The sequence below is a fragment of the Pseudomonas sp. AK106 genome (genome assembly GCF_053903055.1).
The window spans coordinates 3,945,515-3,970,309 of record NZ_CP096426.1; the positions used below are offsets into that span (position 1 = coordinate 3,945,515).

General features: G+C 60.9%; 21 protein-coding genes. 4 read left to right on the plus strand and 17 right to left on the minus strand.

Annotated features, from left to right (window positions below; genetic code table 11):
• Positions 1–489: 489 nt before the first annotated feature.
• The 10 genes from M1E04_RS17425 to M1E04_RS17470 all read right to left on the minus strand — a co-directional run bounded on the left by M1E04_RS17425 (position 490) and on the right by M1E04_RS17470 (position 12,623).
• Positions 490–1,491 (minus strand): lysylphosphatidylglycerol synthase domain-containing protein, encoded by a 1,002-nt coding sequence (locus M1E04_RS17425; RefSeq protein WP_296308660.1) that lies wholly within the window; start codon positions 1,489–1,491, stop codon positions 490–492.
• A complete protein-coding gene (gene clsB, locus M1E04_RS17430) occupies positions 1,488–2,720 on the minus strand; it encodes a cardiolipin synthase ClsB (RefSeq protein WP_410929339.1) in 1,233 nt (410 codons plus the stop codon). Before clsB ends, M1E04_RS17425 begins: the two co-directional genes overlap by 4 nt.
• 23 nt (positions 2,721–2,743) lie before the next feature.
• Positions 2,744–3,538, minus strand: coding sequence for an endonuclease/exonuclease/phosphatase family protein (locus tag M1E04_RS17435; RefSeq protein WP_410934646.1), 795 nt, complete (start codon positions 3,536–3,538; stop codon positions 2,744–2,746).
• Positions 3,535–4,452, minus strand: a complete 918-nt coding sequence (locus tag M1E04_RS17440) for a DUF72 domain-containing protein (protein WP_296308662.1) — start codon at positions 4,450–4,452, stop codon at positions 3,535–3,537. The genes M1E04_RS17435 and M1E04_RS17440 overlap by 4 nt, the downstream gene beginning before the upstream one ends.
• A 142-nt stretch (positions 4,453–4,594) precedes the next feature.
• Positions 4,595–5,230 (minus strand): CGNR zinc finger domain-containing protein, encoded by a 636-nt coding sequence (locus tag M1E04_RS17445; protein WP_456291779.1) that lies wholly within the window; start codon positions 5,228–5,230, stop codon positions 4,595–4,597.
• 113 nt (positions 5,231–5,343) lie between these two features.
• A complete protein-coding gene (locus M1E04_RS17450) occupies positions 5,344–8,751 on the minus strand; it encodes a GAF domain-containing protein (RefSeq protein ID WP_456291780.1) in 3,408 nt (1,135 codons plus the stop codon).
• Positions 8,752–9,033: 282 nt separating this feature from the next.
• Positions 9,034–9,942 carry a glutaminase B gene (gene glsB, locus M1E04_RS17455; protein ID WP_065986527.1) on the minus strand — a complete coding sequence of 303 codons (909 nt, stop codon included), beginning with the start codon at positions 9,940–9,942 and terminating at the stop codon, positions 9,034–9,036.
• Between the two features lie 193 nt (positions 9,943–10,135).
• Positions 10,136–10,633: an HIT family protein gene (locus tag M1E04_RS17460; protein ID WP_456291781.1), complete on the minus strand. Its 498-nt coding sequence runs from the start codon at positions 10,631–10,633 to the stop codon at positions 10,136–10,138.
• Positions 10,634–10,704: 71 nt separating this feature from the next.
• The gene (gene blaOXA, locus M1E04_RS17465; RefSeq protein WP_456291782.1) at positions 10,705–11,520 is read right to left on the minus strand and encodes a class D beta-lactamase; all 816 of its coding nucleotides are present in this window, start codon (positions 11,518–11,520) and stop codon (positions 10,705–10,707) included.
• 305 nt (positions 11,521–11,825) lie between these two features.
• Entirely contained in the window at positions 11,826–12,623 is a 798-nt protein-coding gene (locus tag M1E04_RS17470) for a phosphodiesterase (protein WP_108120492.1), read from the minus strand.
• A gap of 243 nt (positions 12,624–12,866) precedes the next feature.
• Between M1E04_RS17470 and M1E04_RS17475 the strand changes: the two genes are divergently transcribed.
• From M1E04_RS17475 to M1E04_RS17485, 3 genes are all read left to right on the plus strand, one after another.
• Complete coding sequence (locus tag M1E04_RS17475; protein WP_456291783.1) at positions 12,867–13,859, plus strand: AraC family transcriptional regulator; 993 nt, start codon at positions 12,867–12,869, stop codon at positions 13,857–13,859.
• A 132-nt stretch (positions 13,860–13,991) separates the two neighbouring features.
• Entirely contained in the window at positions 13,992–15,026 is a 1,035-nt protein-coding gene (locus M1E04_RS17480; protein ID WP_456293210.1) for a histone deacetylase family protein, read from the plus strand.
• Entirely contained in the window at positions 15,023–16,114 is a 1,092-nt protein-coding gene (locus M1E04_RS17485; protein ID WP_456291784.1) for a polyamine ABC transporter substrate-binding protein, read from the plus strand. The genes M1E04_RS17480 and M1E04_RS17485 overlap by 4 nt, the downstream gene beginning before the upstream one ends.
• A gap of 264 nt (positions 16,115–16,378) precedes the next feature.
• On the opposite strand, the gene M1E04_RS17490 is transcribed toward M1E04_RS17485, so the two are convergent.
• The 4 genes from M1E04_RS17490 to M1E04_RS17505 all read right to left on the minus strand — a co-directional run bounded on the left by M1E04_RS17490 (position 16,379) and on the right by M1E04_RS17505 (position 21,301).
• The gene (locus tag M1E04_RS17490; RefSeq protein WP_192134838.1) at positions 16,379–17,095 is read right to left on the minus strand and encodes an SDR family oxidoreductase; all 717 of its coding nucleotides are present in this window, start codon (positions 17,093–17,095) and stop codon (positions 16,379–16,381) included.
• A 210-nt stretch (positions 17,096–17,305) separates the two neighbouring features.
• Positions 17,306–19,069, minus strand: a complete 1,764-nt coding sequence (locus M1E04_RS17495; RefSeq protein ID WP_456291785.1) for a hypothetical protein — start codon at positions 19,067–19,069, stop codon at positions 17,306–17,308.
• Between the two features lie 152 nt (positions 19,070–19,221).
• Positions 19,222–20,247, minus strand: coding sequence for a type III secretion system chaperone (locus M1E04_RS17500; RefSeq protein ID WP_369306357.1), 1,026 nt, complete (start codon positions 20,245–20,247; stop codon positions 19,222–19,224).
• 229 nt (positions 20,248–20,476) lie between these two features.
• A complete protein-coding gene (locus tag M1E04_RS17505) occupies positions 20,477–21,301 on the minus strand; it encodes an SDR family oxidoreductase (protein ID WP_456291786.1) in 825 nt (274 codons plus the stop codon).
• A gap of 177 nt (positions 21,302–21,478) precedes the next feature.
• Here M1E04_RS17505 and M1E04_RS17510 point away from each other — a divergent pair, with 177 nt between their 5' ends.
• Positions 21,479–22,249 (plus strand): SDR family NAD(P)-dependent oxidoreductase, encoded by a 771-nt coding sequence (locus M1E04_RS17510; RefSeq protein WP_192134729.1) that lies wholly within the window; start codon positions 21,479–21,481, stop codon positions 22,247–22,249.
• Positions 22,250–22,281: 32 nt separating this feature from the next.
• Here M1E04_RS17510 and M1E04_RS17515 read toward each other — a convergent pair whose 3' ends face one another.
• From M1E04_RS17515 to M1E04_RS17525, 3 genes are read right to left on the minus strand one after another with little or no spacing between them, the layout of a single operon-like run.
• Positions 22,282–23,145 carry a hypothetical protein gene (locus tag M1E04_RS17515; protein ID WP_456291787.1) on the minus strand — a complete coding sequence of 288 codons (864 nt, stop codon included), beginning with the start codon at positions 23,143–23,145 and terminating at the stop codon, positions 22,282–22,284.
• Entirely contained in the window at positions 23,142–24,131 is a 990-nt protein-coding gene (locus M1E04_RS17520; protein WP_456291788.1) for an alginate O-acetyltransferase AlgX-related protein, read from the minus strand. The genes M1E04_RS17515 and M1E04_RS17520 overlap by 4 nt, the downstream gene beginning before the upstream one ends.
• Positions 24,128–24,793, minus strand: coding sequence for an alginate O-acetyltransferase AlgF (locus M1E04_RS17525; RefSeq protein ID WP_141695097.1), 666 nt, complete (start codon positions 24,791–24,793; stop codon positions 24,128–24,130). The genes M1E04_RS17520 and M1E04_RS17525 overlap by 4 nt, the downstream gene beginning before the upstream one ends.
• Positions 24,794–24,795: the final 2 nt, after the last annotated feature.

A 24,795-nucleotide genomic window follows, 5' to 3' on the forward strand; every position in this document is an offset into this window, starting at 1 on the left:
GACTGTTTCGCCTTCGGCGAGTTACTTGGAAAAGCACCCCAAGTAACCAAGGGTGCTTGCTCTCGGTTGGGCCCCTCGTTCCTCGGGGTTCCTTCACTCCGGTCTCGCTCCGTGGGCCCGCGCCGAACGGACATCCATGTCCTGACGGCGCTCTCGCCGCATCCATGCGGCTCGGCCCACTCCGCGAGACCTGCGTTCAGCCTGCACCCAAGTCGCGATTGGCGGTGACTGGACCATCTGTGTATGAAGATCAAAAGCAAAAGCTTCCCGGCTGAAGCCGGTCCTACAGTCAGAGCCGATGTTTGAGGGGGACTGATTTATTTACAACGCTTCACCGTAAATTAATCTGTCCCCGACCTGCAATCTGTCCCCGACCTTTCCAGATCGATGTTTGAGGGGACTGATTTATTTACAACGCTTCACCGTAAATTAATCTGTCCCCGACCTGCAATCTGTCTCCGACCTGCCCCAGGTAGTCGATCTCTTCTCCTATAACTGCCCTTCGTTCTTGCTGCGCATGGCCTTTGCGCGCTTTTCCAATACGACGTAAACCACCAGCGCAATCATCAGCGGGATAAGGAAGTAGATCACCCGATAGCCAATCAGCGCGGCCAGCAGTTGGCCTTTGCTGAATTGGTGTTGCATCAGTGTGATGAACACTGTCTCAAGCACGCCAAGTCCCGCAGGGATGTGGGCGATGACGCCGGCGATGCTGCTGATGAGCAGGATCCCGAGCACCGCCGGGTAGAAGGCTTTTTCCGGCAGCAGCACGTAGATCAGTAGCGCCATCAGTCCCCAGTTCAGCGCGCCCAGCAGGGCTTGGCGCAGTGCCTGGTTCAGCGAGGGCAGGACAAACTGTTGCTTGCGGACGGTCCAGGTGCGCTTTTTCGAGAAGCGGCAGGCCAAAAAATACGCCAGGCAAACGGCCAGCAAGACAAAGCCGATCAGTTGCAGCGTGGTGTCGCCAATCTTCCAGCCTTCGGGCAGGTCGACGAAGTCCCCGGCGAACACGAAACCGGCCAGGAGCATGTAGCCCAGCCAGTTGGTGATCAGGCTCAGGCTGAGGATGCGGGTGATGGTCGGCACGTCCAGGCCCAGGCGCGAATACAGGCGATAGCGAAGCGCAATGCCGCCAACCCAGGAACTCAGGTTGAGGTTGAAGGCGTAGCAAACGAAGGTCACGGGGATGATCTGCTTGACCGCCAATTTGTGTTCGGTGTAGCGCCGGGCCAGGACGTCGAAGCAGCAATACGTCAGGTAGCTGCCTGCCGCGATGATAAAGCCCAGCGCCAGGGTGCTGAGCTTGTAGGACTCCAGCGCGTGCATCACCTCGTTCCAGTCGAGGTTTTTCATCAGGGTGAACAGCAGCACCGGCACCGCGATGAAGAAGAACAGCGTGAAGGCGCGCTTGGCCCACGTCAGCCACGGACGATTCTTGCCCGCGTCGGCCGGTTTCTGCTCGTGAGTGGAGGCTTGAGAGACGCCGGTCATAGGGATTTCTCCTGATCGGCCGGCAGCTCGTTTTTGAGCGCGGCGGCTTCCGGCAGGGTTTCAGGCGCGCGCAGGGGTTTCAGGCGTGGACCGTGCACCGGGAACAGGCCGGCAATGGCCGGGAAGTGCCGAAGGAAGTGGAAGCTGAGGAAGATCATCGGTGCACGCCACCACTGCCCTTTCGCCAGGCCCTTGAGGTTGACCTGTTTGCTGTGGGCCACGGCGAGGTCGCGCAGGTGTTCGTGCAAGCGCTGGTTCAAGGCATGGTCGCGGATGAACAGGTTGGCTTCCAGGTTCAGCGCGAGGCTCAGCGGGTCGAGGTTGCTCGAGCCCACCGTTGACCACTCGTGGTCGATCAACGCGACCTTGCCGTGCAGCGCCCGCTGTTTGTATTCGTGGATGATCACCCCTTCGCGCAGCAGCCAGGTGTAGGTCAGACGCGAGCACACGCGCACAAATGGCATGTCCGGCTGGCCCTGGAGGATCAGCGTGACTTTCACCCCGCGTCGGGCCGCATTGCGCAGTTCACGCAGGAACCGGTAGCTGGGAAAGAAGTAGGCGTTGGCGATGGTGATGCGCTGAGTCGCGTTGCGCATCGCCAGCAGGTATTGCTCTTCGATGTCGGTGGTGTGATTACGGTTGTCGCGTTCGGCGAGAAGCATGCGCGCGCTGCCGGCCTGACGCGTCACCGGCTTGAGCGGCGTGAAGGTCTTGCGCACCGCGGGGCCGAGCATGCCCAGCGTCGAGCGATAAATGTCGGCGACGATCGGCCCGCGCACCAGCACTGCGTAGTCCTGCTTGGCGGTGATGCCGGTGTCGGCCATGTGGTCGACGCTGTAGTTGATCCCGCCCATGAACGACGTTTCGCCGTCGATCACCACCACTTTGCGGTGCAGGCGCCGGAACAGGTTGGTGCGCATGCCCATAAGCTTGGGGCGCGGGTCGAACAGCTGAATCTGCACGCCGGCCTCGATCATCTTGCTGACAAACGCCGTGCTCAGGTCGCTGGTGCCGTAGTCGTCCACCGTGATAATCACGCGAACGCCACGGCTGGCCGCTTCGATCACGGCCTGCTGCAAACCCTCGCCGACGCGGTCTTCGAAGATGATGAAGGTCTCGATCAGCACCTCTTCGCGCGCCGCACGAATGGCGTCGAACACCCGGGCGAAAAAGTCTTCGCCATTGATCAACAACTCCACCGAGTTGCCGTCCCGCCAAAGGCCACACATGGCGCCCATCGCTCTCATACCCCTCATAGCGTTACCTCCACCGCCAACGGCGCATGATCGGAAAGGTGCGACCAGGGACGATTCGACATCACCCTGGGCGACCGGATGTGCGCGTTGCGCACGTAAATACGGTCCAGGCGCAACAACGGAAAGCGCGCCGGAAAACTCTTCGCCGGCGCCCCAAATGATTCAACAAAGACCTCGCGCAGCCCGGCAGGATTCAACACGCCATCGGCCTTCTGCCGCCAATCGTTAAAATCCCCCGCCACAATCACTGGCGCATCGGACGGCAACCGACCCACCAGATCAGCGAGCAATTTCAGCTGCTGCTGGCGATGAACCTCTTTCAGGCCCAGGTGCACGCACACCGCATGCAGCTCGCCGAAATGCGGCACGTCCAGCACGCAGTGGAGCAGGCCGCGCTCTTCGGTGCCGTGGATGGAAATGTCGAGGTTTTCGTGGCGAATAATCGGGTACTTGGACAGCAGTGCATTACCGTGGTGACCATGGGGGTACACGGCATTGCGGCCGTAGGCGAAATCCTTCCACATGCTGTCGGCGAGGAATTCGTACTGCGACGTGGTCGGCCAGTTTTTCACGTTCTGCGCGTGGTCCTGATGCTCGCCGTGGACTTCCTGCAGGAACACGATATCGGCGGATACCGTACGCACCGCGTCGCGCAGTTCCGGCAGGATGAAGCGTTTATTGAGGAAACCGAAGCCCATGTGCATGTTCATGGTCAGCACATTAAGCGTGACCGACGTCGACGCGCTTTGTCGTCGGCCGTGGAGTTCTTCGGGGATCAGGGCACTGGTCACAACGTGGCTCCATGCAAATCGCCTGGCGCAACTTCCAGGTTTTCAGTGAGATTGAAACGCTCAAGCAACCGGCGCGCGTCGTAGGGCGCGCGGACCTTGATGTCGTTATCGAAGTAGCAATAGACGTCGCGGGATTTCCGCGCCCGGGGCGCTTTGTCCACGATGAGTTGAGCATCCTTGGGCTGCGCGCCCCGCTGCCACGCGTCGATGCGGTCGCCCCAGTGCTTGATCGCCTCGTCGGAATAGCCGCTGGCATAGAGTTCCTTGTCGCCATGCAGTCGCACGTAGACGAAGTCGGTGGCGAGGTCTTCGACGTGGGGCCACTTGCCGGCGGTGTCCGCGACCACCAGCGCGACCTTGTACTTGCGCAGCAGCGCGACAAAGGCCGGCACCTTAAAGCTTTCATGGCGGATTTCAACGGCGTGCCGCAGCTTCAGGCGGGGCGGAATGTCCAGATAACCCGGTTGCTGCAACCGCTCGGCGCACTTGCTGGCACAGGCCTTGGCGGCTTTACCGTCGTGGGGCAGCAGTTTCAGAAAATGCTCGAAGCGCTCGGCGTCGAATGTGAAGTTGGGCGCAAACTGCCAGAGGATCGGGCCCAGCTTTTCCTTGAGCTGGAAAATACCGGAGGCGAAGAAATTGGCGACGGGCTCGTCGATTTCTTTGAGGCGGCGGACATGGGTGATATAGCGCGGGCCCTTGACGCTGAAGACGAAGCCTTTCGGCGCCTCGTCGTACCAGCGCGCGTACAGGTCGGGAGACTGCAGCGAATAGAACGAGCCATTGATTTCGATACTGTTCACGGCTCTGGAGGCGAATTTCAACTCGTTTTTCTGCGTCAGGCCGACGGGATAGAAATCCCCGCGCCACGGCGTGTAACGCCAGCCTGAAATGCCGATACGAATGTCGCCCATGCCTGTGCTCTCTCATGTCCCGCCGCGGCACCTGCCCCGACGCTTGTGAACTAGAGATAAGAAGCTTGAGAACGTGGCAGGTTCCCTGGCTTTTTGCCGGTGTTAGGGCGCAGATTGCCACAGGCTGCACGGACGCCAGTGCTCATGACTCGACCGTGGCCCTTTTGATCTTTTCCCGGGCGCCGCAAATATTCATCTGGCACCAGCGACGGCGGCCGTTTTTCGACGTATCGAGAAACAGCCAGTCGCAATCCGGCGTGGCGCAGGCCTTGAGACGCGTCAGATCACTGGTGGTCAGCAGCGCTGCTGCCTGCACCGCGAGACGACCGATGAAACCGGCCGTCATCGAGCCAAGATCATCGCCCACACGCCAGCGCCAGATCACGCCCGCAGGCGTCAGCACCAGCAAACGCTGGCCAGCGGTGTCCACCAGTGCCTGATTCAACGCATCCAGGCTGGACGTGCCAGGCCCGTGGCCCAGCGCCATGGGCAGCAGCAACCGATACAACGCTTCGCGGAAATCGATTAACTGTCCAAATGCCGTCATCGTGTGCCAGGACGAATCCTGTAGCAGCGCGACGAAGTGCTGATGCTCCTGATCGTCGATCAGCCCGGCGTGGTGAAACCAGTGGACGATGTCCTCCAGGTTGCCCAGCTTGTCGACGACCTCCCGCAACCCCGTGCCCGGCCGACGGCCGTCACAGGTATTGAGGTAATCCAGCACCGCAGCCCCGCCGACGAGACGGATGGCGTTGATCTTCAGCTGTCCGATAGACATTGCCTGCCCTCAGTTTGAAGCGATGAGGGAATGATGGCAGAGAAGTGAGGGGGTGCTGAAGTTTCGGACGGTCGTGGGATGCGTGTTGATACCCCTGAGACCCGCCAGACGCCTCAGGCCGTCCCTCCCAACTGAGCAAGACTCGCCGCCAGTTCGCTTTTGCGGAACGGTTTGGTCAGGCGCGGCAAATCCGGGTCGAGCCCTTCATGTTCGGCATACCCCGAGACCAGCAGGATCGCCGTCCCGGGCCGGGCGTTTCGGACGCGTCTGGCCAGGTCGGTGCCACTGATGCCCGGCATGAGGTGGTCGGTGACGATCAGATCGACAGGCTGCCCGGTGCCCAACAACTGCAAGGCTTCTTCACCGGACGAGGCTTCGATCACGCGATAACCCAGATCGGCCAGCATGTACGCCGTACTGGCGCGCACCAGGTCTTCATCGTCGACCAGCAGCGCGATCCCGCGCATGGAGCGCCGGTCCGGGGCCTCGTCGATACGCAACGACGCCGCCGGCACGGTCATGCTACGCGGCAGCCACAGCTCCACGTTCGTCCCGAGCCCCGGCGAGCTCTGGATCGTCAGCGCGCCGTTGAGCTGGGACGCCAGGCCATGCACCATCGACAGCCCAAGCCCCGTGCCTTTACCGACGCCTTTGGTGGAAAAGAACGGTTCCACCGCCCGGGCGAGCGTGGACGCATCCATGCCAATGCCGGTGTCCGCAACGGACAGACAGAGGTAGTCGCCGGTCGGCAGCCTGGAACGGTGGCCGGTGCACACCCATTCGGCACTCGCCGAGATCCTCATCGTGCCGCCTTCGAGCATGGCGTCCCGCGCGTTCACGGAAAGATTCAGAAGCGCCATCTCGAGCTGATTCGGGTCCGCGATGGCGGCGGGCAGATCAGGCGGGGCATCGACGACGACCCGGATTTGCGGCCCGGTGGTGCTGGCGACGAGATCGCCCATGCCGTTCACCAGTTTCGCCACGTCGACCGACACCGGCTGCAGCGGCTGACGGCGCGCAAAAGCCAACAACCGCTGCACGAGTGTCCTGGCGCGATCGGCCGATTGCACGGCGCCGGAGATCAACCGCTGCTCACGTTCGCCGCCTACGCCTTTGCGCTGGAGCATGTCGAGGGTGCCGACGATCGGGGTGAGCAGGTTGTTGAAGTCATGGGCGACGCCGCCGGTCAGCTGACCCATGGCCTCCATCTTCTGACTCTGGCGCAACGCCTCCTGGACTTCTTCGCGCTCGGCGATGGCTTTGGCAATCCGCACTTCCAGCGTGGCATTGAGTTCGCGCAGCCCCTCCTCGGCATCCTTGCGGGCCGTCACTTCAACCACCGTGCCGGTGACGCGCAGGCAGCGTCCGGCGGCGTCGAACACGCCCCGCCCCTTGGCGGCCACCCAGCGAATCACACCATCGTCTCTGCCGACGGTGCGGTAGTCCACGTCATACAGCGCGCGGCGTTCGGGGTCGCTGGCCGCCGTAAAGGCTTCGATCGTCGCGTCCCGGTCCTCCGGATGCAAGCCGTCATAAAAGTCTTGAATCGTGACCCGCACATCAGCCGGGATGCCGAACATTGCTTTGGTTCTGGGCGGCCAGATCAACGCGTCGTGGACGATATCCACGTCCCAGAAACCGATATCGGCGTGTTCGACGGCAAGGCGCAGGCGCTCTTCGCTCTCGCGCATCCGCATCTCGGCGCCCACACGCTCGACATGCGCCCAGCAGCGTTCGACTACTTCCCTGACCAGCAGGACTTCAGCGGGCAACCAGTCGCGAGGCTGATCTTGATGAACCGCCATCATGGCCGTCAGCCGGCCATTCTTGACCAGCGGGCAGCAGATGATCGCGTCGATGCCAATCCCGCGGAAGGTCTCCAGGCCTTCGCCGGGACCGAGTTCTGCAACGGCGTCGCGCACGATCAGGGTTCGGCCTTCGCGCATGTCAGCCGCCGTCCGCGGGCCGAAAAGATCGAGGCTGTAGGCGCCGACCGAGCTCTGAATGCCAGCCGCGTTGTAGTCGCTGCGAATCCAGAAGCGGTCATGGTCGATGTCGACATCTGCGTAGGCGCAGCGCGACACGTTGAGCCTGCGCCCGAGCAACTCGGTCGCCGCGAGCATCGCGTCTTCGGCCCGGCGGATGTTGAAAAGGCGGTTGTCGAGTTCATCAAAAAAGCTCAGCCGCGCCGCGCTCTCTTGCAGCGCCGCCTCCGCCTGATGCTCGGCCGTGCGGTCGCGGAAGATTTTCACGAAGCCGCCCTGATCCGTTGCCAGCGGCATCATCAAACCCGAGCCCAAGAAGCGCGCGCCGTGTTTATCGACGTGCCAACGTTCGTTGACGGCGCGCCCCTGCTCCATGGCGAGTTCGAGCTCGGCTTGAAAGACCCGTTCGATCTGGTCCGAATCGGTGTAGAAGAGATCACCGTCGCGGCCCATGACTTCATCGGCGCAGTAACCGACGATGCGCTGGGCGCCGATGTTCCAACCGGTGACGGCCCCCCGCCCATCGAAGGTGATGATCGCGAAGTCCTCGGCGCCTTCGACTATCTGGCGGTAGCGCACCTCGCTGCTGCGAATGGCGGCCTCAGCGCGCGCACGGTGCACGACCAGTCCCACCGTTTTGACCACGAAATCGCCGATCTCGATATCCGCCGTCAAGGGCTCGCGCCGCTCGGTGTGATACATGACAAAAGTGCCGAGCATGGCGCCCTGCGCCGAACGGATCGGAATCGCCCCACAAACGTGCAACCCGTGTCCGACGGCAACCGCCCTGAATTCGGTCCAGTGAGGGTCGTCCACGATGTCGGACACCGCCGTCCGCGAGTTCGGAATGGTCGCGGTTGTGCTGGATCCTGAACCTGCGCCGACAGTGATGTGTGCGGCAGCCTCGATAAATGCAAGGGGAAGGCTGGGCCCGGCGCAATGCTGCAGCTGGCTGCCCTCCTCGTTCAGGAGCAGGATGCTGCCCAGGAAACGGGACGGCGACAGCGCCTCCACCTCGCGGACGATTGCGTCCAGCGCGGCGTTCAGCGGTGTTTCTTCAACAGCCAGTTCAAGGATACGGTTCTGGGCGGCCCCGAGTGCAGCCGCACGATTGCGGGCCTGGGTCAGGCGCGCATTCTCGATGGCGATGGTTGCCAGCCGCGCCAGACTTTCCAGGCGTTTGACCGTGTCGTCATCGTGACTGCGGACCTGGGACCAATAGGCGCCCAGCGCCGCGACCGGCACAGGCCGACCGATGGGTGCCATAACAAGGCTACGCACAAAGGTCGGCGCGTAGATGTCTTGCGAGATGCGTGGATCGAGCCGGACGTCACGGATCGCAATCGTCTCGCCGCGGTGCATGACCCACCCGGAAACACAGTGGTCAGCCGGAAAGGTCTGGCCCTGCCACAGCGCAGAGACCGCATCTTCGGCTATGTAAGAGCACCGTCCTTCGTCCTGAATCACCACCGCAATGCCATCCGCGCCGAGCGTGGCACGCGCCACGTCTCGCAGCACGGCGATGACTTCGTCCACGGATCCCGCCATGACGAGCCGTTCACTGGCATTCAGCACATGAGACAGGCGCTCATCGCCGCTGGGGTCGACTGGAACAGTAGTCACACGGATCTCCCGACATCGCCACGGCATCAACATCCCGCAGACTGGTTCGAACTGGACAGGGCCAAAGCGGCATTGTATCGGGTAACCCTTCGCCCTCGACACGGCTCGATTCGGCTTTCTCGGAAAAGCGACCAACGCGCCCGCCGGTCAAACTTTTTCAATGATCCACCGAACGTCAAACAACCACGACCCCTGTCAGAAAACAGACCAGCCAATCCGCGAACTCAGCAACTCCAACGCCGCCATGCCGGCGAGTGAATTCCCGGCAGCATTCAGTTCCGGCGACCACACGCACACGGTGAATTGGCCGGGCACGATCGCGACGATTCCGCCCCCTACCCCGCTCTTGCCCGGCAATCCCACGCGGTAGGCGAAATTGCCGGCTTCGTCATACAGCCCGCTGGTGGCCATGATCGAGTTCACTTGTTGGGTCTGGCGCGGCGTGAGGATCTGCTCACCGCTGTGTTTGCAGAACCCGTTGTTCGCCAGAAAGCAGAACGCCCGGGCGAGATCCAGGCAGCTCATCTTCAGCGCGCAGCAGCTGAAATAACTGCGCAGCACGGTTTCGACTTCGTTATGGAAGTTGCCGAATGACTGCATCAGGTAGGCCATGGCCGCGTTGCGTGCGCGGAATTGATATTCGGAATCCGCCACGCGGGCATCGATCAACACTTGGGGATTGCCCGACAGCCGCCGTACGAAATCGCGCATGGACAAGGTCGGGGCAGCGAACCGCGACTGGTTGATATCGCAGATCACCAAAGCCCCGGCATTGATAAAAGGGTTACGCGGGCGTCCGCGCTCGAACTCAAGCTGCACCAGCGAGTTGAACGGCTGACCCGACGGCTCATGGCCCAGGCGCTCCCAAATGGCTTCGCCAGAATGACCGATCGCCTGAACCAGGCTGAACACCTTGGAAATGCTCTGCACCGAGAACGGCTCCAGGGCATCGCCCGCGCAATAATAGGTGCCATCGTTGCCATAAACGGCAATGCCCAATTGCTGCGCCGGCACGTCGGCCAGCGCGGGAATGTAATCAGCCACCTTGCCCTGGCCGATCAAGGGACGCACTTCGTCGAGAATCTCGTTCAACAGCGTTTGCATGGAGGGTCCTGGCGTTGATCCCCTGACGGCAGCAGGGGTTAGGGTTCATGACGAATGCTGGAGGGGCGGGATCACACAATTGGGCAGGATTTTGGTTTTTTTGTGGCGGGTGGGTTGGCGCTTTCATGTTGGCAGCCGTTGGTTGACCGAGCGCTTTTGCGGGGCTGTCGTTTTTCGGAAATTGGCCCTGCCATCAGATACGAGTGTCGGGACTGAATGCATGCCGCAGCGCCGCGATGGCTTGATCGATGGACGGGCCTTCTATCGGCGGAGGATCAGGGCGCTCACAGAATTCTCGCCATACGAAGAGGGTCAGTTCCGCGCCGTCGGTTTGGTTGGAGCCGTCAGGAAGCGAGCCGAAGGTTTGCAGCGATCTGTAACGTTCGTCTTTCCAGAACAACGCCTCGACCCATGAGTAGATCGGGATGAAATGGAAGTGAATGGAATGGCCCGCGTCATGGCCGAAACGGCCGATGTAGAGGCGTTTGGGGAGCAGGTGGGTTTCGATGGCTTGCTGGATTTGGGCCTGTAATACACCGAGCTCGGCCAGCGCTTCGTTGGGTAAGGTTGCCAGTGAATTGGTTAACTGGCTGGCGCTGAGCATCAAGTAGCCTGGGAGGTGGCTGTCCTTGCGGTGGTTGATCAGCCAGTGGGTGGTTTCGTGAATGACGAGATTAGGGGGTATGTGCATGAGGCGGTCCTTTACGCTGATGACAGCTCAGTAACGGTCAAGACGGATGCGCCCGGCCTGCTGGGCTCCCTTCATCGCTTCACCAGCGATCTGGCCAGCTCGGGCCACTCATCCAGTAACGCATCACGAACTCGCAGTCCTGCGGGCATCGGCTGCGCGTGGTCATCTTGAGCTAGACGGGCGAAAACCAGGGAATGTTCGCCCTTCGTTGCCCAACCGACGAACCATCCGTATCCATGAGCCTCATCGCTTGTGCCGTCTCCCATCCGAGGAAATGCTGTGCCTGTTTTACCGTGAACGTCCCAACCGTCTGGCCGCAAGGCGATTTGCGAAATCCGACTCGTCATATCGAACGCATGGGGGCTCACGGGTAGTTGACGGTTCACCAGCCTGTTCAGAAAATTGATCTGTTCGCGAGGAGAGATTTTCAACGAGGAGCTGATCCAGGCACGATCAAGGCCGTTGTTTTTCCCCGGATCACCCGTCAGGTCGGTATTTCCGTAATCGAATGACTCGGCATATCGCTTGACCTTAGCCTCTCCAAGCGCATGCGTAACGCGTTGAGAGAACCACACCACGGAGTATTGAAACCACCGCGCTGCATCGGTCGGCTCCAGCCATGCAGCTCCGCCCCAGTCAGGATCACCGGGACGGTACGGCAAAGTAGGAGAATGCTCGTTTTGCAGAAAAGCTGCGTCAAAGCCCATCAGGCTAATGGCGATCTTGAACGTTGAGGCGGGGGTCACTCGGCTGCTGCAATCACCTTCTTCAAGCAGAAGCTCACCACTTCTCGTGTCAGCGACAATCGTGCAAATAGTCCCGGCCAGTGCTGCCGAGACATTGAACCCCAGAATCAGTAAACCTAACGCAACGCGGCGCATAAACATGAATCCTATTCCTTTAGACGGTGATGCAGGAGTCTCTCCCGCGTGGGGAATACGACTCCGCAGTTCGAGCAGACTCTCTCCGAGCCGCTTATCCAATATCAGCTTTTCTCAGGCCTGTTCGACGGTTCGCTCACAGCTGACCGGATCAAGTGCAAGGTAAGCGAAATTCCCTACTCTGCGCATCAAAATCGAATCCAAGGCATTTGGTTGCACAGACGACTCCTTTGGGGGCGGCAGCAACCCTTCACCCGCACTTAACCGATGCCGGGACTCACCCCTCTTCAGGTCCCGCCCCACTCCTGCGGTCATGCAAACGGCAGTGGCCCGCGGAATGTGCCGATTGGCACCCAGTGGGTAATCAGACCCGTATCCACCTTCCAGTGATGCAGGAGTAACGCCGGCGGCTCCACGTACGACGCCTCTTCAGCCTCTGCATCCAGGGCCAACCCGATGGCCGTCGTTGTGCTGGGCGCAGTGCACAGGACTGTGCCGCCAAAACGTAACTGCATCGAGCGGTGAATGTGTCCGCACACCACACGTTCGATCGCCGGATAGCGCTGCACCACCTCGCGCAGCCGCTCCGAGTTCCGGCAGGCATACGTGTCGATGTAAGGAATGCCACTGAGGAACGGCGGCTGGTGCAGCATGACCAGAGTAGGGCGCGTCGGCTCCTGGGCAAGTGCCGCATCGAGCCAGGCCCCAGCCGCCTCGCTCATGTCGCCGTGATGTTCCTGCGGTACGGTCACATCCACACCAATGATCCGTACCGGTCCGAGGTCATCGGCGACGAAGTGCCACGGGCCTGCCGTTGAAGAGAGATACGGCTGGGGAAAGGTAGTACGCATTAAGTTTCGGTCATCATGATTGCCAGGAATCATCAGCAACGGCTGCTCGATCCCGGCCAGCAATGTACGCGCCATTGCATACTCTTGCGGTAGCCCCTCATCCACCAGGTCGCCGGTGATGATCACGACATCGGGTCGCGGCATGAGCCTGTTCAGGTGTGCAATGGCCTGCTCGCACATCGTGTTTGAATCAACCAGCCCCTGATAAAGCATGCCTTGCGGCCTGATATGCAGATCGGAAAGGTGGGCAATCAGCACGGGATATTCTCCATGGAGGATGCGGTGATCAATGGCGGGGTGAAGGTAGCATGCCTGAGCTGCGAAGGATGGGGTCAGCGTCCATGCGGCATGCCAGAGCGCCGAGATCTCGAAGGCCGGAACAGGCGATGGAGGTCGAACCGGCCCAGGCTCCAACAGCCAGTCGCCGAAGCAAAATCAACCAGGCGGGATTCCGGCACATAACTTGCCCTTCTCGTATTCCTCGCCTCGCTGGAAGTCCCCATGCTGCACTCCCATCTCACCACCCTCAATGCTGTCTCACTGGTCCTGAGCACGTTCAAGGCCCAAGGCTGGTCCGCCGAGGCGCTGCTGGCCGGCAGCGGCATATGCGCAGCGGACTTGAACCGTGCCGACACGCGCATCGCCACGCATCAGGAGATGCAGGTGTGCGCCAACGCCGTGGCTCTGCAGCGCGACATCGGCCTGATCGTGGGGCAGCGTATGCATGTCTCATCCTACGGCATGCTCGGCTATGCCCTGCTTACCAGTGCCACTTTCGGTGACGCGCTACGTCTGGCTCTGCGTTATCCCGCGCTGCTGGGAACACTGTTCGAGCTGAGTCTGGAGGAAGACGGCGAGCGTATCTGGTTCACTGCGGGGGATTACCGCGAGAATCCGGCACTGACCGCTTTCAATGTCGAGCTGTGCCTGGGGTCGCTGAAGGTCATTTGCGACGACCTGCTCGGCCACTCACTGCCCTTGCTGGGCGCCCGCTTTGAGCACGATGCGCCGGACTATCAGACTCGCTACGCTGAATGTTTCGACTGTCCGTTGCAGTTCCAGGCCACCGTCAATGCATTTGCTTTTGATAAACGCTGGCTCGCCCAGCCTTTACCGCTGGCTGACGCGGTAACCCATCAGGCCATGACCGAGCGCTGCCGAAAACAGAACACGGAATTCACCGGGCGCGAGGCCTGGCTGGGGCGAATCCGGCTATCGCTGGCTGCACAACTGCATGCCGCACCTAGGCTGGACATGCTGGCCCGACAGATGAACTGCTCGGCGCGCACCTTGCGTCGACACCTGCACGACCTGGGCTGCAGTTATCAGGAACTGCTCGACGAACTTCGTTTCGAACGCGCCAAGCAACTGCTCGCCGAAGACCGGTGGCCCATCTACCGGATCGCCGAGGCTCTGGGCTTCAGCGAGACCGCAAGTTTTCGGCACGCCTTCGTGCGCTGGAGTGGCGTGGCGCCGAGCCAATTTCGCGCATGACGCCTCATTGAGGGGCGAATTACGGACAGAAAATCTGGCCATATTTATCCCCTTTTGGCCGCACTTGCCGTTCTCATAAACCGCGCCCAAGGCAAGACTGTATTGACCGATACAGCCCGCGGAGAACAACAAATGCTGACAATCTACTCGGATGATCACCACCTGCACCACGGCCGCTGTGAGCTGATGGACGGGCAGTTGATGCCCTGCTTCGAAATGCCCTCACGCGCCGATCATGTATTACAACGGGTCAGGGACCGTCAACTTGGCGAGGTACAGGCGCCGCAGGACTTTGGTCTGGAACCGCTGCAACGCGTTCATAGCCGGGAGTACCTCGATTTCTTCAAAGGTGCCTGGGAGCGCTGGACCGAATTCGGTCAGGACGGCGACCTCCTGCCCTACACATGGCCTGCCCGTACGCTGCGCCGCGTATTACCCGAAAGCCTGCATGGTCAACTCGGTTATTACAGCTTCGACGGCGGGGCGCCAATCACCGCCGGCACGTGGCAGGCAGCCTACTCGGCGGCGCAGGTCGCGCTTAGCGCCCAACAAGCGATACAGCAAGGTGCCCACAGTGCTTTCGCCCTGTGCCGTCCGCCGGGACACCACGCAGCTGGCGACTTGATGGGCGGTTATTGCTACCTAAACAACGCCGCTATTGCTGCCCAGGCTTTTCTTGATCAGGACCACAAAAAGGTCGCGATTCTGGATGTTGACTACCACCACGGCAACGGCACCCAGTCGATTTTCTATGCGCGCAGCGATGTGCTGTTTACCTCGATTCACGGCCACCCGGAAGCGGAGTTTCCGTTTTTCCTGGGCTATGCCGACGAGTCCGGTGAAGGCGCAGGTGCCGGTTTTAACTTCAACTATCCACTGCCGGCCGGTTCCGGCTGGGAAACCTGGAGCGCGGCGCTCGAGCAAGCCTGCACGGAAATTGATCGTTATGACGCTGACATCATCGTCGTCTCCCTGGGCGTGGATACCTTCAAGGACGATCCGATCTCGACATTCAAACTCGACAGCGAGGATTATCTGGCGATGGGCGCACGCATCTCCCGCTTGGGTAAACCTACGCTGTTCGTGATGGAAGGCGGCTACGCGGTGGAAGAAATCGGCATCAATGCCGTCAACGTTCTCGAAGGTTTTGAAGGGGCTGCCCAATGACCATGTTCAAGTCACTTATCCTCTGCGCTGCCGTTATCAGCGGCATGGCTCATGCCGAAGAGAAAACCCTGCGGGTCTACAACTGGTTCGACTACATCACCCCCAAGGCGCTGGAGGACTTCAAGGCGCAGAATCCCGGCCTTAAATTGGTGTACGACATCTTCGACACTAATGAAGCGTTGGAAGCCAAGTTGCTCACCGGCAACTCAGGGTATGACGTGGTAGTGCCATCCAACGTGTTCCTGGCCAAGCAGATCGAAGCCGGTATATTCCAGCCGCTGGACCGCAGCCAATTGCCGAACTGGAACCACCTCGATCCCAAGCTGATGAAGCTGATCGAGGCCAACGATCCGGGCAATAAATTCGCCGTTCCTTACATGTACGGCACCATCCTGATCGGCTTCAACCCGGACAAAGTCAAGGCCGCCCTGGGTGCCGATGCGCCAGTGGACAGCTGGGACCTGATTTTCAAGGAAGAAAACATCAGCAAGCTCAAGTCATGCGGTGTAGCGCTGCTGGACTCGCCCTCCGAAATCCTGCCCCTGGCCTTGCAGCACTTGGGCCTCGACCCCAACAGCAGCAACCCCAAGGATTATGTGAAGGCCGAAGCGCTGTTGATGAAAATCCGCCCCTACATCACCTACTTCCATTCCTCCAAATACATGGCGGATATCGCCAACGGCGACATCTGCGTCGCAGTCGGTTACTCCGGCAGCTTTTCCCAAGCCGCCAACCGCGCCAAAGAGGCCAAGAACGGCGTGACCGTAGACATACGCCTGCCTAAGGAAGGCGCACCTATCTGGTTTGACATGCTCGCCATCCCAAAGGGTGCCAAGAACCCCCAAGACGCCTACACATTTATCAACTACCTGCTGCAGCCGCAGGTGATCGCGCCAATCAGCGATTTTGTCGGCTACCCCAACCCCAACAAAGACGCTACCGAACAGGTTGATCCGGCGATTCGCAACAATCCCAACCTGTACCCCACCGAGGCCGCGATGGCCACGCTCTATACGCTCAAGCCTCTGGGGCGTGACGCCGAACGCGCCCGCACGCGGGCCTGGACCAAGATCAAGTCAGGCACTTGATACGTTGCCGTTATACGTAGCGGGGCGAACTGGAAGACCAAGCTTTCATCTGCGGTAACGCGTGGTATGCGCTTTCAAGGTGTCCGCAGTGGTCGGTTTACCGTGGGAAATGGTCAGCTTTTGAAAAGAGCCCATTGATTAGCGATCTTGGGTCGAGAACGGTTTAGGTTCAGCAGGGATATGGGCGTCTGCTTTCGGCCCAGGCTGTGTGAAAACTCCGAGAAATAGATAAACGCCCACATACGAGAAATATCTCTCTCAACGCTATCTGCCACCGAGACTTCCTCCGCCATCGACGCTGATCACTTGGCCCGTCACGAAGGATGCTCCGTCACTCAGAAGGAAGGTAATCAAGGAGGCAACTTCGGACGGGGTCCCCAGCCTTTGCATTGGAATCGTGGAAAGTATTTTACGCTCGCCTTCACTGCCAACAGGCCTGGTTTTTCGAAACAGCTCGGTTTCTATCGGGCCAGGCGCGACCGCATTGACCGTGATACCGATGGGCGCCAACTCAAGTGCCCAAGTACGAGTAATACCCACCAAGGCGCTTTTTGCGGCAGCGTAGGCAGTTCTGTCTCGGGCTCCAAAAATGGCCCGACTGCATACATTCACTATCCGTCCCGCAGGAGATTGCTTGAGTGACGGCAGGCAAGCCTGTGTTACCTGTACAGAGGCTCGAACATTCAAGTCCATAACTCTTTGAAGCGTTTCGAGATCAAGATCTTCCAGGCTTTGGGGGGCAGCGACACCTGCATTATTGACGACGGCATCGATGGACGTTCGCTCTAGCAACTGCTGAAGCATTTCACCCGTCTGTTTAGTGTCGGCTAAATCACAGAGCAATAGCTTCCCAGGAAAGTTGTCAATGGGATGTCTGGCGATGCCGATCACGTTCCACCCTAACTGATTTAGATGGGTGCTGATCGCGAAACCGATTCCTTTGGTTGCGCCTGTTACCAACGCAGTTCTGCTGTTGCTCATTGTTACCTGCTCATCATCCGACTCAACATTCAAAATAACCCGGGGTCTGTGGGTGATAGTGTCGATCATCTTGCCGGTAATCGGTGTTTGGATTGGGCCCCAGATCCCCGAGGCCCCGCCCTGCCCGGTCTTGGCCAGCTTGATCTTGCTGATGATGGAGGCGGCGGATCGGGTAGGTACCTTCACCGCACGCTGACATCCCACTGCCGATTACGGCTTCCCGCTCGAGCTGTCTGCCAAGTCCATATTTATGCTCTCAGGTGCAGGCGCTGCCGCATCGCTTGGCTCGACAGGTGTGGCTAAGGCAGCGGCGGCTTGAGCGGCGGTCGGCGTCGATGTGGGCATGGGCGCGGGTCGAGCGGCAGCGGCGGCACGAGCAATGGCAGCGGCACCGGCAGCCACGGCGGCCGGCGAACGGGCAGGGCCCGCGGACGATTGGCCTACGCCCACATTAGCAAAACGGGCTTGAGACCTCATAGAGGCTTGGGCCAAGGCGGAGGTCGGCACTGGCGCTGGTTTGGGTGCAGTTCGGCTCGCCGGTGTTGCCGGGGCAAGTGTGCTGGCCTGGGCGGCTGGTTGCGGGGCCTGGGCAGGTTGGGCTGGAACCGGCTGGGCGACAGGCGCCGGTGCAATTGGAGTTGGCTGCGCTTGCGCCTGTGCAGTTGGAGCTGGCTGCGCTTGCGCCGGTGCTACTGGAGCTGGCTGCGCTTGCGCCGGTGCAGTTGGAGCCGGCTGCGCTTGCGCCGGCGCGACTGGAGCTGGCTGCGCTTGCGCCGGTGCAGTTGGAGTTGGCTGCACTTGCGCCGGTGCTACCGTGGCGGTAACACCCGCCTGGCCGCCGGTAGTCTGGGGGCTACCGGTATTCAATGCGGCGCGGGCAGCCCGGTTGGTGGCATGGGCATTGTAGGTCTTGTTGACCGTTTCGTAGGTCAAACCAAACATGGCAGCGGCGCCAGCGTTATTAAAGAACTGAGACACAGCGGGCGAGACCTTGCCCTTGGTCAGAGTGTCCAGCGCCAGGGGCAGGGCCCCTGAAATATTGTTCCAGCTCAAGCGCGCAGGAGAATGGTCAAGCAAACGCTCATAATCCTTGAGCGGTAACAATTTGCTTGCATCGGTCTGAAGCTTTTGCGTATCGCCCACTTCAGCAAGGCTGGCGTGCTTGCCCCGGTAGGCATCCACTGTCTCGATCGCGGTGTTAGCCAAGGCGCGTATGCCCGCCACCGTGTTGATCGCGCTGTTGAGCGCCGCGCCGGTCAGTGGTTTGCCATGCTCATCATTAACCGTTGGGCCCGCCGCCGATTGCCCGGCGGGCAAGGCATGGCCGATCACCGCATCTTGCAGGTAACCCATGGCCAGGGTCATCGCTGAGTACGTCCAGGCATTGGCGTTCATATGATCGGAATTGACACCATGGGTGCTCGTGCCGTTGCTGCTGGTGGTCGTGGAGACGGTCGCCTGCAAGGTTTCGCGGCTGGCGGCGTAGGTCAGATTGCGCATCTGGGTCGCCAGCACCCGGGCAGCCAGGGCGCCATCGCCATGGCTGTGGCTCAGCGCGGACATCACCAGGAAAGCGGCGTCGGCCACGATCTCGTTGCGCGTCACATTGCGCGAGTCGCTCTTATGTTCGGCCGTGAGCGCGGCTTTTTCGGTCGGCGTCTTGCTCTGCCACTGCTCGGGGCTGAGGCCAAAGTGACCCCTCACCCCTGCTTCCGGATCCGGGTGGTCCAGGCGTGAATGACGATAGAGGTTCGCCGCTATCTTGGTGCCGGACACCGCCACTTGGGCGGCCATCAACGCCGGGGCGCCCTGGTCCTGAAGTATTGGCAGCATGGCATTGTAGGCATGCATGAACACTTCTTCGCGGGCGAAGGTGGTGGCCCCGCAAGTCACCGCCTGTTGCAAGGCGTGCCCCGCCATGGCGCCCATGGTGCGGCCCGAAGGCAGGCTGTTCCGCGTATCGTCAATGAGCATGCCACCCGTCGCTAATGCCGAGTGACCAGCGTTGCGCAAGCGGTCCTGCAGAGTAGGTGGTTGATGCCCCGCATTGCCTGCGTTGCCTGCAGACGGCTGCGTGCTGGGCAGTAGAGGGGCCGTAACGTGGTTATTGCCAATGCCGCCAACCATCAGATATTGCTCCCGTTCAAACGCCTGCCGGAGGTAGCCCCGGGCCGCTGATTACTGTCAATGCCAACGGCCAGGGTCACGAAACGCACCAGCCAGCTCGCCAGGTCGTCGCCATCGAGCCCAGTGCTGTCCCAGCGCGCTTGCAGACTGGCGCCAGCCGGTGCCAGGGCGACGCCACATTGGGCGCCGGTCATCAAGTACAGATTGCTCTGCAAAGCGGCGCCGCGTTGCTCATTGCCGTTCAGGGCAACCGCCACCGGCGTGCTGAGCAACAGGTGGCGTTGGTCGGGGTCGGCGATGATGTCGATGTAGCGATCATTCACCTTAAGCGAGCCCACGCTACCGAACGCCTGGCCTGGCAGCGGCACTTGCAAAGCGGTGAAGGCCCGCTCAAGCAAAGGGCGGTGCCACTGGTCGTTGATCTGCTGCTGAGCGATGGCGTCGACCTTCTCGCCCAGCTGCGCCAATTGCGAGTTGGCCGGTGCCATATCCGCCGAGGGCTGTTCGGGAGGATTCTCGCTGGCGTTGGCGGCAGCTATCAGCGTGACCAGCAGGCTGGCCCCCAGCGCTTGCATCTGCTCGAGAGCCTTGATCAGCGCCTGGCTGTCGTTATGGTGGTAGAAGGGCAATTGCTTGACCAGCAGCGTGGCGCCGCTTGCATCCTGGGCCCACACGCAGGTGTCCAGGGCCATGCTCACGCAGTTGGCGCGCAGCAGGGCCTCGCGCCAAAGCAAAGGGCTGATCCCGGTCGGCGACTGAATGAACCCCAGCAGGGACCATCTGGGCGGTTCCTCTTGCTGGCGGACCATCACCACGTTCAAGGGTGACAGCGTCAGCATGCCGTAGCGTGTGAAAGTGGCGGCTGCCTGGGGCGACAGGCCCAGTGCGCGGGCCACTTCGGTCAGCCAGGAGCGGGTGTCGTCCCCCATTGGCGGGAGGCCGTTTAGCGTCGTGTCGGCGGGCGCATTGCGGGCCCGGGGCGAGCGAGACGGCGTAGAAAAACGCAGGTTGGGGTCTGTGAGCATGAAATCACCAATCCGTCAGCGCCTTCTTCTAAAGCGCCCTGGCACGTGGAAAGCTGCTACCTGGGGCGTTACAAGCAGGCAAGGCATGTTCGTAGCTGTGTGTGGTACCAGCACGCAGATCGGTTCCCCGCCATGTACTACATTTTTGTACTGCCGAGGGGTCAAAGGCTGCTGCCAGCGATGGCCCGTTATCGGGCAGAACCGTCTCTCGCCCCCGCGACATTAATGCCTAGGTTTCGCTGTCATCTACGATTGCGGGAGTCGCAGCCGTTCCGGCCAACAGCCCACCATCAATGTTGAACTCACTGCCCGTGATGTACGTGGCTTCATCCGACGCGAGCAACAAGGCCAGAGCGGCCACTTCTTCAGCCATTCCGAATCGCCTGAGCGGCGTGTCTCGAACCAGCGCAGCCATTCGCGCTTCGCGACCGGCATCGCTGCCTAACATGGGTTCCCACATGGGGGTCAGAATGGCCGCCGGGTGTATCGAGTTGCATCTAACCTTCAGCCCTTGTTCGGCGCAGTAAAGCGCCACCGTTTTAGTGTGATTGCGGACGGCAGCTTTGGACGACGCATACGCGGCGGCACCTGGAATACCCACCAGACCGGAGCGAGAGGAGATGTTGACGATGGAACCGGCGCCTGACGGGCGCATGGAGCGAATGGCGTATTTGCATCCGAGGAATACACCGTCGAGATTGGTTTGATGCACCGAACGCCAATCTTCCAGCCGTGCATGTTCCGGGTCATGCCGCACAGCGCCATCCTCGAATCCGGTGATGCCCGCGTTATTCACGAGAACATCCCAACGGCGGCCGTCATTTGAAATCTGCCCGGCCAATCGTTGCCAATCTTCTTCACGCCGCACATCCAGACGCAGAAAACAGGCGCGCCCCCCCCCCAACGCGCTTACAACCGCACGACCAAGCGCTTCGTTGATATCCGTGACGTAAACGAAGCAACCTTCTTGCACGAAGAGTTTTGCAATGGCGGCACCGATGCCTTGAGCCGCGCCGGTAACGACGGCTGTCTTGGAGGCCAGTTTATTTTCCATAAATGATTTTATCTCCAGGCTAAGGCGTGTAGAGCGCCCATGAGAATGAGCCAATGTCCTGTGCCATGATCACGGTTGGCGAAGAGGCTAGTCCATAACCGAACGCCACGAAACCTGAACGTCAAAACCTGACTCAGGGTCATAAAAACACTTCAGCCACGCCCCTCAAGGTGCCTTATGCGTTTGATACCTGAACTGAACAGCGAAGCTCATGTGCTGATATGCGGCGCCAGCCGGGGTATTGGCCTGGCACTGTGTGCGGCGTTGCTGGCTCGCGATGATGTGACGCAGGTATGGGGAGTATCGCGAAACGCCAGCACCTCATCAGAACTGGCAGCGCTTGCAGAACGCTATGGCCAGCGCCTGAAGCGAGTCGACTGCGACGCGCGCAATGAGCAATCCCTCGAAGCGCTCGTGAGCGAGACGCTTGCCGGATGCGACCATCTGCACCTGGTTATCAGCGCGCTGGGCATTCTTCATCAGGACGGCGCAAAACCAGAAAAGGGTCTGGCTCAGTTGACGCTTGCGAGCCTGCAAGCCAGCTTTGGGACCAACACGTTCGCGCCGATCCTGCTGCTTAAACACCTCCTCCCTTTATTGCGCAAACAACCTTCTACCTTCGCGGCGCTCTCGGCAAGGGTTGGTTCTATTGGCGATAACCGATTGGGGGGCTGGTACAGCTACAGAGCCAGCAAAGCGGCGCTCAACCAGTTGCTGCACACGGCCAGCATTGAATTGAAACGGTTGAACCCTGCGTCGACTGTCCTGGCCATACACCCAGGTACCACTGACACCGAGCTGTCCCGGCCATTCCAGGGGAACGTGCCTGAGGGCCAGTTGTTCGAACCGGCGTTCTCGGCGGACCGTATTCTTGAGGTGGTGGGCGCACATGGGCCGGCCGACAGCGGGACCTTTTGGGCCTGGGACGACACCCCCATCGTCTGGTGACGTCTCCCACGCGCGAAACGGGACGTGAATAATTACTTCGCCAACGCTTTCACCAACGCCGGCGTCACGTAATGCGGGCCATCGAACAGGTACAGCGGGTAGCCGTCATAGGCGGCGAGCTGCGGTTTGAGTTCGGCGGCCGTTGCGGAGCGGAAACCGCCGCCGTAGTTAGGGCGGAAGGCTTCGACGATGATGCGGACGCGGTCCTTGCCCAAGCGTTCGCGCAGGGTGTCGGCGTAGGTGCGGGCTACCGGTGCAGTACGGGCGTAGACCCCGACGCCGTCCTGAAAAAACACGCCGATGTCGTCTGACAGCCATTGCTTGAGCCAGTCTGCTGTGGCGGCCGGGCCGATGTTGGCGCCGTCATAGACGCTTATCCATAACGGACGCGGAAGCTTGGCCAGCAGCGCAGGCAGCTCCTTGGCACGGGTCCAGCTGGGGTCGACTTCGGCCGGGAAGTAGTAGCCGGTCACGTGCAGCGGCGTCGGCAGTTTGGCGATGCGCTCCGAGACGGCCGCCAGTTGCTCGATGTTGTCCCGGGAGCGGTTTTCGCTGAAGTATCCCGCCAGGCCTATGATCACATCCTGAGCCCAGGGCTCTTTGGCGATACGTGCCCAATCGGGCAGGACCGGCACGCTGGGCAGACCGGTGCCAGGCACAAACGCCTGATCGTCGACCACGGTCCATTGCACCAGCAATTCTTTGGCTCCGAGCTGGTCCCATTGCCCCTTGATGCCCACTGTTTTGTTATCGGGCTGCCAGACGATGCCAACGATCCCAGGGTCCAGCCGTTTTTGCGTGGTGACGTAAAACATGGCGGTGCCTGTGACCAGTGTCGCTGCGAACAGCAGGACAGCTAGAGTCGCACGCCCGAGGTGCCCCGGGAGAATCTTCAAGGCAGGGCCTTGTTGATGCGCTGGCGCCACTGGCCCAACGACGTCACTCCCTTGGCATTCCACTGGGCGGCTGCATCGGGGCCAAGGTGGAACTGGCCCTCGTTGAATTGCCACACGATCACCTGCGGCTTGTGCTGAGCAAAGTCCGGTGATTCGAGGTATTGCAGCAGTGTCGCCCACGGGCCGACGTCGCCAGGGTTCCAGGTCAGCGTGACCGGGCGGTCCAGGGCGTTGGACAGCTTTTGGGTATAGCCGAGGTAAGGCTGCACGAAGCTGTTGCCGATGACCTGAACAGGGGCCGGGGCGTCGTCGATCAGCAGGTCTTTCTCGACCTGATGGCGCACGGTGTAAATGTCTCGGCCGATGGCTTTGCGCTTGATCGACGGCAGGAAGTTGCTGGCCAGATCGCCGAACGCACGCTTGTCGAACCACTCCCCCAGCACTGCACCGCCGCCGGGTTCACCCTGCAGGCGATAGCGTCCGGTGATCAGTTTCGCAGTGGCATCGGCCGTGTTTTCGGCGCTCCACGCGGTCCAGTGGTAATCAGCGCGGTAAAACGCCGTCTGCTTGCCCTGCTCCGTGGCTTGGAGTATCGGCTTGATGTTCAGCGTCGTCAGGCCAGCCTTCGTCAGTTCGCCTTGCAAGCGGTCGTAGCGCTGCACCACGGCCGGGCTCAGAGGGTGGTCGGCAGGCAGGCGCTGGGCGTAGAACGGCGCTTTCATCGGCACCACCAGCACCACGAGCTCGATTTTCTCGCGCTCAAGTTGGTGTTGGACGTCTTTGATCAGGGCGATATCCCGGGCAATGCCGGCGTGATCGACGGTGTTCAGGCTTTCCCACGCAGGAAATAACCAACCGCCCTGCCCGGTGATCACTGCGGAATCGGCTTGGGCAGCGGCGCCGGACAGACTCAGCAGCACACCGGCAATCAGGCCGGATACCGGAGGGCGGCGCAGGATATGGCGAGGTTTTACTAAAGAGGTCATGGGGCAGTCTGGTCAACGAGGCCAATCAGGCGGGGGGTCTGGCGTGAGCCGACCAGGAACAGGCTGTAACGGTCACCGGCCTTGAATGGCTCAAGCTTGAGCGGCAGGCTGGCGCTTTGATCGCAGCTGGCAATCAGCGTCGCCTGCACCGGATTGATAGTGCGCTGCGCCTGGCCGTTGAGCGGCAGCTGGCTGAATACGCTGGAGCCGTTGGCCAGCTTGATATCGGCTTTCTCACAGCCGGCGCTGAGGTTGTAGACGTTGAGTTCGGCACGCAAGTCTTTGCCGCGCGGCTGCGGGTCGATCACCAGCCGGGGGGCCGCTGCAGGATCGCTGCCCAGAATCACCGTGACAAAGGCGTTTTTCGGGACGTTCAGGCCCTTGAGCTCACGTTCGTTGATCGTGATGCGCAGCGGTTGCCGCGAGTCCACCACCTGGAAAGGACTGGCCACCACCGACTGCGCAGACAGGGCAACGCCGGGCTTGCGATCCACGCTCACTTGCACGGCGCCGTCGGCGGGATTGACCACCCGCACCCAGGAAGAGCCTTCCGGCAGTTTCGGTGCATAGAGTTGAGCGATTTCCGAAGCAGCCTGAGCCGCTGTCGACGCCATGCCCAGGCTCAGTCCGAGGGACATCAGCCAATACATACGAGGGTGCATAT

Coding starts and splice junctions, on each gene's coding strand:
- M1E04_RS17425 (WP_296308660.1), bottom strand. CDS start 1,491: ATGACCGGCGTCTCTCAAGCCTCCACTCACGAGCAGAAACCGGCCGAC.
- clsB (WP_410929339.1), bottom strand. CDS start 2,720: ATGTGTGGCCTTTGGCGGGACGGCAACTCGGTGGAGTTGTTGATCAAT.
- M1E04_RS17440 (WP_296308662.1), bottom strand. CDS start 4,452: ATGGGCGACATTCGTATCGGCATTTCAGGCTGGCGTTACACGCCGTGG.
- M1E04_RS17445 (WP_456291779.1), bottom strand. CDS start 5,230: ATGTCTATCGGACAGCTGAAGATCAACGCCATCCGTCTCGTCGGCGGG.
- glsB (WP_065986527.1), bottom strand. CDS start 9,942: ATGCAAACGCTGTTGAACGAGATTCTCGACGAAGTGCGTCCCTTGATC.
- M1E04_RS17460 (WP_456291781.1), bottom strand. CDS start 10,633: ATGCACATACCCCCTAATCTCGTCATTCACGAAACCACCCACTGGCTG.
- blaOXA (WP_456291782.1), bottom strand. CDS start 11,520: ATGTTTATGCGCCGCGTTGCGTTAGGTTTACTGATTCTGGGGTTCAAT.
- M1E04_RS17475 (WP_456291783.1), top strand. CDS start 12,867: ATGCTGCACTCCCATCTCACCACCCTCAATGCTGTCTCACTGGTCCTG.
- M1E04_RS17480 (WP_456293210.1), top strand. CDS start 13,992: ATGCTGACAATCTACTCGGATGATCACCACCTGCACCACGGCCGCTGT.
- M1E04_RS17485 (WP_456291784.1), top strand. CDS start 15,023: ATGACCATGTTCAAGTCACTTATCCTCTGCGCTGCCGTTATCAGCGGC.
- M1E04_RS17490 (WP_192134838.1), bottom strand. CDS start 17,095: ATGAGCAACAGCAGAACTGCGTTGGTAACAGGCGCAACCAAAGGAATC.
- M1E04_RS17495 (WP_456291785.1), bottom strand. CDS start 19,069: ATGCTCATTGACGATACGCGGAACAGCCTGCCTTCGGGCCGCACCATG.
- M1E04_RS17500 (WP_369306357.1), bottom strand. CDS start 20,247: ATGCTCACAGACCCCAACCTGCGTTTTTCTACGCCGTCTCGCTCGCCC.
- M1E04_RS17505 (WP_456291786.1), bottom strand. CDS start 21,301: ATGGAAAATAAACTGGCCTCCAAGACAGCCGTCGTTACCGGCGCGGCT.
- M1E04_RS17510 (WP_192134729.1), top strand. CDS start 21,479: ATGCGTTTGATACCTGAACTGAACAGCGAAGCTCATGTGCTGATATGC.
- M1E04_RS17520 (WP_456291788.1), bottom strand. CDS start 24,131: ATGACCTCTTTAGTAAAACCTCGCCATATCCTGCGCCGCCCTCCGGTA.
- M1E04_RS17525 (WP_141695097.1), bottom strand. CDS start 24,793: ATGCACCCTCGTATGTATTGGCTGATGTCCCTCGGACTGAGCCTGGGC.